This window comes from Angustibacter aerolatus, from assembly GCF_054776675.1.
Genome location: NZ_BAAHBM010000021.1, coordinates 34292 through 44389, shown reverse-complemented (window position 1 = coordinate 44389; position 10098 = coordinate 34292). Strand labels below are relative to the sequence as shown.

Genomic DNA, 10098 nt, shown 5'->3' with positions numbered 1-10098 from the left:
CCGCCGGAACGGCCCGCGCCACCGGGACCGCCGGAACGGCCCGCGCCACCGGGACCGCCGGAACGGCCCGCGCCACCCGCACCGCCGGACCGACCGCCGGGACCGCCGGATCGACCACCGCCGGCGCCACCGCTGCGGCCGCCACCGGACCGGTCACCGCCGCCGGAGCCGCCGGCCGGCCGGCCGCCCCCGCCGTCTCGTCGCTGTCCCGGGCTCATGCCACACCGTCTCTCTCCAGGTCGTCCAGGGCGTCGACCTCGGGCAGGTACGGCGCGAGCGCAGGCAGCTCGTCGACCGACCGCAGGCCCATCCGCTCGAGGAACGTGCTGGTGGTGCCGTAGAGCACGGCACCGGTCTCGGGGTCGGACCCGGTCTCGGCGACCAGGCCCCGCGTGACGAGGGTGCGCATGACGCCGTCGACGTTGACGCCGCGGACGGCGCTGACGCGGGCGCGGCTCACCGGCTGCCGGTAGGCGACGACGGCGAGCGTCTCGAGCGCGGCCTGGGTGAGCCGGGCCTGCTGGCCGCCCACCACGAAGCGCTCGACGACGGGCGCGTAGTCGCTGCGGCTGAACACGCGCCAGCCGCCCGCGACGAGCCGCAGCTCGAACCCGCGGCCGGCGTCGTCGTACTCGGCGGCGAGCGAGCGCACGAGCTCGGCCACCTGGCCGGGCGGCAGGTCGAGCGCCTGCGCGAGGGCGGTCTCGTCGACGGGCTCGTCGACGACCATCAGCACCGCCTCGATCGCACCGCGCGCACCGGAGGGGGTCGCCTCGAGGTCGATCGCGGGCGGCTCGGCCGCGGCGTCGACGACGGGATCCTCGTCGACGACGACGTCGGCGGCGTCGGTCTCGACGCTGCCGACCGCCCCCTGCTGCTCCTCGGTCACGAGGAGCGATCTTACGGGCTGGCCGGTCAGCGCACGGACAGCCTGTGGACGGGCGAGGTGTCCGGGCGGTTGGCGGTCGAGCCGGCGAACACGACCTTCACGCTCACCGAGGTGGTCGGGTGCAGCGTGGCGCGGTAGGTGCCGCGCACCGCCGAGGTGCGCACGCTCTTCGCCAGCACCCACTTCGAGCCCTTGGCGGTGCGCTTCGTGTAGACGCGCAGCGACTTGCCGGTCAGCGGCAGCTTCGAGGCGGTGCGGCGCAGCGAACCGCGCACGGTCACGGCGTGGCCGCGGGCGACGCGGGTGGCCGACGTCGTCGCGGTCACCTCGGCGGCGTACCGGTCGGAGATCGTGTGCGCCCGCTCGGTCGACCACGAGGCGGCCACGGCCCGGCTGCCGGAGAAGCGCACCTTGTACTCCCAGGCGCTCGACGGACGGCGCACGAACGCGAACGCACCGCCGGCGGACGTCGTGGTGGTGGCGACCTGGCGCCAGGCGGCGCTCGAGCCCTTCGCCCGCACCAGCAGCTTGACGGCCCGCCCGGCCGCCGCGCTCGACGGCCCGGTCGTGGTCAGCCGGCCGCGCAGGGTCCAGGTCGAGCCGCGGAAGGCGCGGGCGCCCGTCGTCGTGGTGGAGATGGTCGTCGAGGGGTGCGCGAAGGCCCGCAGGCCGGCCGCGTCACCGTTGAAGGCGTCGAGGTCGACGTCGGTGCGGATGCCCGCGACCGATCCGGTGGCGCTGTACTGCCACAGCGTCCAGGTGGGCCAGCCGCCGGGCACGCTGGGTGTGCGCGGCCCCCAGTGCGCGATCCACAGCGGGTAGGCGTGGAAGGCCGTGCTGTCGGCCATCGCGCCGCGCCAGAACGAGGGCGTGGTGTAGACGACGGGCGTGCGGTTGGTGAGCCGCTGCACGGTCGTGAGCCAGGTGCGCACCCAGGCCTGCAGCTGCGCGGGGGTCAGGCCGCCGCTCACCTCGAGGTCGAGCACCGGGGGCAGGTCGCCGGGCTCCTGCAGCCGCCCGGTCGCCGCGACGAGGAAGCGCGCCGAGGCGGCGGCCGAGCCGGCCGTCGTCGAGGGGCGCACGTACATGTAGGCGCCCCGGTAGAGCCCGGCGGCCCGGGCCGCGACGGCGGCGGCGCGGTAGCAGGGGTCGACGCTGTTCGTGCCGTCGGCCAGCGTCACCGCGGCGCGGTGCACGAGGAACCGGTGGGTGTCGCGGACGCGTCGCCAGTCCGGCACGATCGAGCCGCACGCGCCGGTCGTGCTCCCGGGCGACTGCCACCGCGAGGCGTCGACGCCGAGCGGGCCGGTGGGGTGCGAGGCGCTGCGCGCGGACGCGGCGGCGACGTCGGCGGTGGCGGCCGTCGCGGCCTGCGGTGCGGCGGCGCACACCGCGGCGCCCACGGCCACGGCGGCCAGCGCCCCGGTGATCCCCCGGCGGCTGCGGGACGGACGGGGACGACGCACTGCGGTGAACGGACGCATGGCCGTGACGTCGGCACCGGCTCTCGACCCCTTGAGCCGCCGCCCGCCCGCGACGCGGTCCTCAGGCCGGGTCGGGCGGCTCGTCCGCGGGCCCGTCGTCCTCGTCGAACTCGGCACCCACCTCGACGTCGCCGGTGTCGGTGCCGGTCCAGCGCACGGTGAGCTCGCCGAGCGGCGTGACCTGGTCGAACGCGACCGCGCCGTCGCGGAACAGCTCGAGCAGGGCGAGGAACCGAGCGATCACCACGAGGGTGCCGTCGGCGTCGGCGGTGAGCGAGCGGAACGTGCTGGTGCGCGAGCGACGCAGCCGCTGGACGACGATCGCGGCCTGCTCGCGCACGCTGACCGCCGGCGCGTGCAGGTGCTCGAGCCCGACCGTGGGCGCGACGCGCGGGGTGAGGGCGCGGGCGGCGATCGCGGCGAGCTGCTCGGGCGTGATGCTCATGACCAGCTCGGGCAGCAGCGTGGCGAGCTGCGGCTCGAGCGACACCGCGCGTGGGTGCCAGCGCCCGGCGACCACCATCCGCTCGGTGAACACGGACGCGACCTGCTTGAACGCGCGGTACTGCAGCAGCCGGGCGAAGAGCAGGTCGCGGGCCTCGAGGAGCGCGAGGTCCTCCTCGTCCTCGACGCTGGCGGCGGGCAGCAGCCGGGCCGCCTTGAGGTCGAGCAGCGTGGCGGCCACCACGAGGAACTCGCTGGCCTGGCCGAGGTCCCACTCGCGACCGCGGGCGCGGATGTGCGCGACGAACTCGTCGGTCACCGAGGCCAGCGCCACCTCGGTGATGTCGAGCTTGTGCTTGGAGATGAGCCCGAGCAGCAGGTCGAACGGCCCGCTGAACACGTCGAGGTGCACCTCGAACGGCGCCGAGCGACCACGCCCCGTGAGCGGGACGGCGGGCGCGGCGTCCGGCTCGAGGGGGTCCTCGTCGGGCACGCGGCTCAGGCCGCGTCGCCGCGCGCGACGAGCTCGCGGGCCAGCTGCCGGTAGGCCTCGGCGCCGGCGTGGGTCGAGGCGTAGACGGTGATCGGCTCGGCGGCGACCGTGGCGTCCGGGAACTTCACGGTGCGCCCGATGACGGTGTGGAAGACCAGGTCGCCGAAGGCGTCGACGACGCGGGCGACCACCTCGCGGCTGTGCAGGGTGCGGCCGTCGTACATGGTGGCGAGGATGCCGTCGATCTCGAGGCGCGGGTTGAGCCGGTCCTGCACCTTCTCGATGGTCTCGACGAGCAGGGCCACGCCGCGCAGCGCGAAGAACTCGCACTCCAGCGGGATGATCACGCCGTGCGCGGCGGTCAGCGCGTTCACCGCGAGCAGGCCCAGTGAGGGCTGGCAGTCGATGAGCACGACGTCGTAGTCGTCGCTGACCGTGCGCAGGGCGCGGGCCAGCACCATCTCGCGGGCGACCTCTCCCACCAGCTGCACCTCGGCGGCCGACAGGTCGATGTTGGCCGGCAGCACGTCGAGCCCGGCCACGGCGGTGCGCTGCACGACCGCGCGGGCGTCGACGGAGCGGTCCATCAGCACGTTGTAGACGGTGGTCTCGAGCTCGTGCGGGTTGATGCCCAGGCCCACGGAGAGCGCGCCCTGCGGGTCGAAGTCGACGAGCAGCACGCGGCGTCCGGCCTCGGCGAGCGCGGCACCGAGGTTGATGGTCGTGGTGGTCTTGCCCACCCCGCCCTTCTGGTTGCACATCGCGATGATCCGGGCCGGGCCGTGACTCGCCAGGGGCGGCGGCTGCGGGAAGTCGGGCATCGGCCGGCCGGTGGGCCCGAGCTGGCCGGCGCCGGCGCTCTCGGTGCCGGGCAGGTGGTCCTGCGCCCGCGTGCCGACCTGGCTGACCTGCGGGTCGGTCGGGGGCTGCGCGGTCACGGCGGGGTCCACTCTCCAGAGGCGACGAGGTGTGCTGACGGGTGCCGACGGCGTGCAGATCGGTGCGGCGACCCTAGCCGCGGCGCTCGGGCACCATCAAGGCGCCCCGCCGCGGGCGGTCAGCGCGCCCGCGGGTGCGACGCGGCGTACACCTCGCGCAGCCGCTCGACGGTGACCAGCGTGTAGACCTGCGTGGTGGTCACCGAGGCGTGCCCGAGCAGCTCCTGCACGACGCGGACGTCGGCGCCGCCGTCGAGCAGGTGGGTGGCGAAGGAGTGGCGCAGCGTGTGCGGGCTGACGTCCGCGGTGAGTCCGGCCCGCTCGGCGGCGACGCGCAGCACGGCCCACGCGCTCTGCCGCGACAGCCGGCCGCCGCGGGCGTTCAGGAACACCGCCGGGGTGCCCCCGCCGTGCTCGGCCAGGGCGGGGCGGGCCCGCACCAGGTAGGCCCGCAGCGCGTCGCGGGCGTACGACCCGAGCGGCACCAGCCGCTGCTTGCGCCCCTTGCCGAGCAGCCGCACGCCCTGGTGCTGCGCCCCGCCGTCCGGCCCGGCGTCGAGGTCGAGCACGTCGAGGTCGTCGAGGTCGAGCCCGATCGCCTCGCTGATCCGGGCGCCGGTGCCGTACAGCACCTCCAGCAGCGCCCGGTCGCGCAGGGCGGTCGGGGTGTCGCCGAGCGACGCGGCCTGCAGCAGCCGCTCGACGTCGTCGGTGCCGATGGCCTTGGGCAGCCGCTTGGCCGCGGTCGGCGGGCGGACGGCGGCGGCCGGGTCGGTGCTGGTCACGCCCTCCAGCGCCCAGAACCGGTGCAGGCCGCGGACGGCGACGAGCGTGCGGGCCGCGGACGACGCCGTCAGCGGCGGGTGGGCGTCGTCGCCCTCGGACAGGTGGGCGAGGAACGCGGTGACGTCGTCCTCGACCACCTGGCCCGGCTCGTCGCGGCCGCGCGCACCGAGGAAGCCGAGGTAGCGGCGCAGGTCGCGCCGGTACGACAGCAGGGTGTTGCGGGCCGCGCCGCGCTCGACCTCGAGGTGCCCCAGCCAGCCGTCGGCGGCCCGGCGCAGCGCCGGGGGCTCGACCTGCGGGGGCACCTCGGCGGCCCGGGCGGTCAGCCGAGCACCTCCGCGAGGGGCGTGCTGTCGAGGCCGTGGGCCTCGGCGACCGGGCCGTAGGTGACGGCGCCGGCGTGCGTGTTGAGGCCGAGGGCCAGGGCGTGGTCGGCGCGCAGCGCGTCGCGCCAGCCGCGGTTCGCCAGCTCGACGGCGTACGGCAGCGTCACGTTGGTCAGCGCGTAGGTCGAGGTGTGCGGCACCGCGCCGGGCATGTTGGCGACGCAGTAGAAGACGGAGTCGTGCACCTTGTACGTCGGGTCGGCGTGCGTGGTGGGCCGCGAGTCCTCGAAGCAGCCGCCCTGGTCGATCGAGATGTCGACGAGCACGCTGCCCGGCTTCATCCGCGAGACCTGCTCGTTCGACACCAGCTTCGGGGCGCGGGCGCCGGGTACCAGCACGGCGCCGATCACCATGTCGGCGTCCATGATCGCCCGCTCGACCTCGTAGGCGTTCGAGGCGACGGTCTGGCAGTGGCCCTGGTAGATCGCGTCCACCTGCCGCAGCCGGGCGACGTTGCGGTCGAGCAGCAGCACCTCGGCCTGCATGCCGAGCGCGATCGCGGCGGCGTTCATGCCGGACACGCCGGCGCCGATGACGACGACCTTGGCCGCGTACACGCCGGGCACGCCGCCCATGAGGATGCCGCGCCCGCCCTCGGCGCGCATGAGCGTGGCCGCGCCGACCTGCGGCGCGAGCCGCCCGGCGACCTCGCTCATCGGCGCGAGCAGCGGCAGGCTGCGGTCGGGCAGCTCGACGGTCTCGTAGGCGATGGCGGTGACCTTCCGCTTCGCCAGCTCCTCGGTGAGCGGCTTGTCGGCGGCCAGGTGCAGGTAGGTGAAGAGGGTCTGCCCCTCGCGCATGCGGTGGTACTCGCTCGCGACGGGCTCCTTGACCTTCAGGACCAGGTCGCCGGTGGCCCACACGTCGTCGGCCTCGGTGAGGATCTGCGCGCCGGCCGAGACGTAGTCGGCGTCGGTGATCGAGGACCCCGCGCCGGCGTCGTGCTCGACGAAGACCTCGTGCTCGTTGCGCACCAGCTCGTGCACGCCCGCCGGGGTGATGGCCACCCGGTACTCGTGGTTCTTGACCTCGCGGGGGATGCCGACCTTCACGTTCGTGCTCCGTTGCTCGACGAGACTGCTGGGTGCCCGCGAGTGTAACCACGACGGCGGTATCCGTGGACGTGACGGCGCGCACATCCCGGATCCGTCGTACGACCCCCTCTCGGACGTCGTGTTCCGCCGCACGCGGGCCGGACGACGGCGGATCCGATCACCGCAGAACGGTCCGATGCTTGACAGTCCATCGCTAAACCGGTTTATATCGAGGTCCGACGACGACGACGGGAGGTGGACGCGGTGGCACGAGCAGCCGACGAGCCGGCCACGCGCACCGCGGGGCACGCCCCCGCCCGTCGCCCGACGATCGCCGACGTCGCCCGCGCGGCCGGCGTCTCCAAGGGCGCCGTCTCGTTCGCGCTGAACGGCCGACCCGGTGTCGCCCCCGGCACCCGCGACCGCATCCTGGCCACCGCGGGCGAGCTCGGCTGGTCGCCCAGCCACCGCGCGCGCGCCCTGTCGAGCTCGCGCTCGCTCGCCGTCGGGCTGGTGCTCGCCCGTTCTCCCGAGACCCTCGGCAGCGACCCGTTCTTCCCGGCGTTCATCGCCGGCGTCGAGACCGTGCTCTCGCCGGCCGGCCAGGCCCTGGTGCTGCAGGTCGTGCCCGACCCGGCCGCCGAGCTGGCCGGCTACCGCACGCTGGCCGCCGAGGGCCGGGTCGACGGCGTGCTGCTGACCGACGTCCGGGTCGGCGACGAGCGGCCCGCGCTGCTGCGCGAGATCGGCCTGCCCGCCGTGGTCGTCGCGCCGTCCGCGCTGCCGGGGTGGGACGGCGTGCCCGCCGTCCCCGCCGACGACCGACCGGGCGTCGCGGAGGCGGTCGAGCACCTGATCGCGCTGGGCCACACCCGGATCGCGCACGTCGGCGGCCGCGACGACCTGGTGCACGCCCGGTCGCGGCGCGAGGCCTGGCAGTCGTCGCTCGCGGCCCACCACCTGCCGGCCGGACCCTGCGCGGAGGCCGACTTCTCGGCGGCGTCCGGCGCGGCGGCCACGGCTCGGCTGCTCGAGCTGCCCGACCCGCCGACCGCCGTCCTCTACGCCAACGACCTGATGGCCGTCGCGGGCCTGTCCGTGGCCCACGGCCGCGGCGTGCGGGTGCCGCACGACCTGTCCGTCGTCGGGTTCGACGACACCGAGCTCGCGGCGCACCTCACCCCCGCGCTGACCACCGTCCGGGCGGACGCCGCGGCCTGGGGGCGGGCAGCCGCCGAGCGGCTGCTCGAGCTGGTGGCCCACCCCGACGACGTCGCCGACGCCCCGCCCCTGCCGCCGCCCCGCCTCGTGGTGCGCGGCTCCACCGCCCCGCCCGCCGGCTAGCCCGGCGGCGCCGTCCGACCGCACCGCAGCACGACCCCGTCAGACCAGACAACGACGTCACGGAGGAACCCCATGAAGCGCGTGGTCCCGATCGCCCTTGCCCTCACCGTGGCCGCGTCAGCGGCCGCCTGCGGAGGTGGCGGCGGCGGTGACGCGTCCGCCGCCAAGGCCGCGAAGGGCCCGATCAAGATCTGGCTCTCGAACAACGCCGACGAGCTGAAGTGGGGCAAGGCGATGGTCGCCTCCTGGAACAGCGCGCACCCGGACGAGCAGGTGACCGCCCAGGAGATCCCCGCCGGCAAGACGTCGGAGGAGGTCATCGGCGCCGCCATCACCGCCGGCACGGCGCCCTGCCTGGTCTACAACACCTCTCCCGCGGCGGTTCCCGGCTTCCAGAAGCAGGGCGGCCTGGTCGCGATCGACGACCTGCCCGGCGGCAAGGAGTACATCGAGAGCCGCACGGGTGCCACGGCCGACCAGTACAAGAGCCCGGACGGCAAGTTCTACCAGCTGCCCTGGAAGTCCAACCCGGTGATGATCTTCTACAACAAGAAGCTGCTGAAGAAGGCCGGCGTCGACACCGCGAACCCGCCGCTGGCGACGTACGACGACTTCCTCGCCACCAGCCGCAAGATCGTCAGCAGCGGCGCCGCGAAGGCCGCGATCTGGCCGGCGCCGTCGTCGGAGTTCTTCCAGTCGTGGTTCGACTTCTACCCGCTGTACGCCGCCGAGAGCGGCGGCGCGCAGCTGGTCCAGGACGGCAAGGCGACCTTCGACGACCCGGCCGGCAAGGCCGTCGCGGGCTTCTGGCGCACCATGTACAGCGAGAAGCTCGCGCAGAACGAGGCCTACAACGGCGACTCGTTCGCCGACGGCAAGGCCGCCATGTCGATCGTCGGGCCCTGGGCCGTCGCCGTCTACGGCAAGAAGGTCGACTGGGGCGTGGCGCCGGTGCCGACGTCGACCGGCAAGCCGGCGTCCGACGTCCACACGTTCAGCGACGCCAAGAACGTGGCGATCTACTCCGCCTGCAAGAACCAGGGCACCGCGTTCGACCTGCTGAAGTTCTCGACCAGCGAGGAGCAGGACGGCAAGCTGCTCGAGGCCACGGGTCAGATGCCGCTGCGCAAGGACGTCGCCACGACGTACAAGGCGTACTTCGACGCGCACCCGGCCTACCAGACCTTCGCCGACCAGGCCTCGCGCACCGTCGAGGTGCCCAACGTGCCGAACTCGGTGCAGGTCTGGCAGACGTTCCGCGACGCCTACTCGTCGTCGGTCATCTTCGGCAAGCAGCCGGTCGACGCGGCGCTCAGCGGAGCGGCGACGAAGGTGACGTCGCTCGCCGGCCAGTCGTGAGCGCCACCACCGCCGGGGCCGTCGACCGCCCGCCGCTGCTGCGGCGGGTGGTCGGCCGGCAGCCGCTGGGCATCGCCTTCACGCTGCCCTACGCGCTGTTCCTGGCCGCCGTCTTCGCCTACCCGCTCGGGTACGCGGTGTGGATGAGCTTCCACGACTTCTTCTTCACCGCACCGGGCGCCGTGGTGCCCCACCCCTTCGTGGGGTTCGACAACTACGTCACGGCGCTCACCGACCCGGCCGTGCTGCGCTCGTTCCGCAACGTCGGCGTGTTCCTCGTCATCAACGTCCCGCTGACCGTGGTGCTGTCGCTGGTGCTGGCGAACGCGCTGAACGCGGTGACCCGGCTGCGCACGTTCCTGCGCATCGCGTACTACGTGCCGTACGTGACGGCGAGCGTGGCGGTCGTCGGCGTGTGGCTGTTCCTGTTCAACGGCGACGGCCTGGTCAACTCGGTGCTCGGGCCGCTGGCCCCCGACCCGTCGTGGCTGGTGAACAGCGCGTGGGCGATGCCGGTGATCGCGGTGTTCGTCACCTGGAAGCAGCTGGGGTTCTTCATCCTGCTGTACCTGGCGGCGCTGCAGAACGTGCCCAAGGAGCTGCACGAGGCGGCGTCGGTCGACGGCGCCGGCCGGTTCCGCAGGTTCCTGTCGGTGACCGTGCCGGGTGTGCGTCCGGCGACGTTCCTCGTGGTGCTGCTGGCCACCATCACCGGCGGCAACCTGTTCACCGAGCCCTACCTGCTGACGGGCGGCGGCGGGCCGGACGGCGCGTCGTCCTCGCCGGTGCTGGTGATGTACCAGCGGGGTGTGCAGCAGGGGAACCCCGACGTCGCCGCCGCCATCGGCGTCGTGCTCGTGCTCATCGTGCTGCTGCTCGGACTCGTGCAGCGGCGCGTCTTCGGACGGGAGGACTGACGTGACGACCGTCGCCGAGGCGCG

At 74.3% G+C, this 10098-nt stretch carries 9 protein-coding genes; 3 read left to right on the top strand and 6 right to left on the bottom strand.

Features of this window, described 5'->3' with window-relative positions; translation table 11 throughout:
* Window positions 1–214: 214 nt before the first annotated feature.
* The 6 genes from scpB to ald all read right to left on the bottom strand — a co-directional run bounded on the left by scpB (window position 215) and on the right by ald (window position 6472).
* Complete coding sequence (gene scpB / locus ACYVI6_RS07495; protein WP_460445770.1) at window positions 215–889, bottom strand: SMC-Scp complex subunit ScpB; 675 nt, start codon at window positions 887–889, stop codon at window positions 215–217.
* Between the two features lie 26 nt (window positions 890–915).
* Window positions 916–2355: a glycoside hydrolase family 25 protein gene (locus ACYVI6_RS07490; protein ID WP_460445769.1), complete on the bottom strand. Its 1440-nt coding sequence runs from the start codon at window positions 2353–2355 to the stop codon at window positions 916–918.
* 79 nt (window positions 2356–2434) lie between these two features.
* Window positions 2435–3319, bottom strand: coding sequence for a segregation and condensation protein A (locus ACYVI6_RS07485; RefSeq protein WP_460445775.1), 885 nt, complete (start codon window positions 3317–3319; stop codon window positions 2435–2437).
* Window positions 3316–4131, bottom strand: a complete 816-nt coding sequence (locus ACYVI6_RS07480) for a ParA family protein (protein WP_460445774.1) — start codon at window positions 4129–4131, stop codon at window positions 3316–3318. The genes ACYVI6_RS07485 and ACYVI6_RS07480 overlap by 4 nt, the downstream gene beginning before the upstream one ends.
* A gap of 236 nt (window positions 4132–4367) precedes the next feature.
* Window positions 4368–5339 carry a site-specific tyrosine recombinase XerD gene (locus tag ACYVI6_RS07475; protein ID WP_460445768.1) on the bottom strand — a complete coding sequence of 324 codons (972 nt, stop codon included), beginning with the start codon at window positions 5337–5339 and terminating at the stop codon, window positions 4368–4370.
* A 17-nt stretch (window positions 5340–5356) separates the two neighbouring features.
* Window positions 5357–6472: an alanine dehydrogenase gene (gene ald / locus ACYVI6_RS07470; RefSeq protein ID WP_460445767.1), complete on the bottom strand. Its 1116-nt coding sequence runs from the start codon at window positions 6470–6472 to the stop codon at window positions 5357–5359.
* Between the two features lie 246 nt (window positions 6473–6718).
* Between ald and ACYVI6_RS07465 the strand changes: the two genes are divergently transcribed.
* From ACYVI6_RS07465 to ACYVI6_RS07455, 3 genes are all read left to right on the top strand, one after another.
* Window positions 6719–7798 carry a LacI family DNA-binding transcriptional regulator gene (locus ACYVI6_RS07465; RefSeq protein WP_460445766.1) on the top strand — a complete coding sequence of 360 codons (1080 nt, stop codon included), beginning with the start codon at window positions 6719–6721 and terminating at the stop codon, window positions 7796–7798.
* Window positions 7799–7870: 72 nt separating this feature from the next.
* Window positions 7871–9157: an extracellular solute-binding protein gene (locus tag ACYVI6_RS07460; RefSeq protein WP_460445765.1), complete on the top strand. Its 1287-nt coding sequence runs from the start codon at window positions 7871–7873 to the stop codon at window positions 9155–9157.
* Entirely contained in the window at window positions 9154–10074 is a 921-nt protein-coding gene (locus tag ACYVI6_RS07455) for a carbohydrate ABC transporter permease (protein WP_460445764.1), read from the top strand. Before ACYVI6_RS07460 ends, ACYVI6_RS07455 begins: the two co-directional genes overlap by 4 nt.
* Window positions 10075–10098 lie beyond the last annotated feature (24 nt).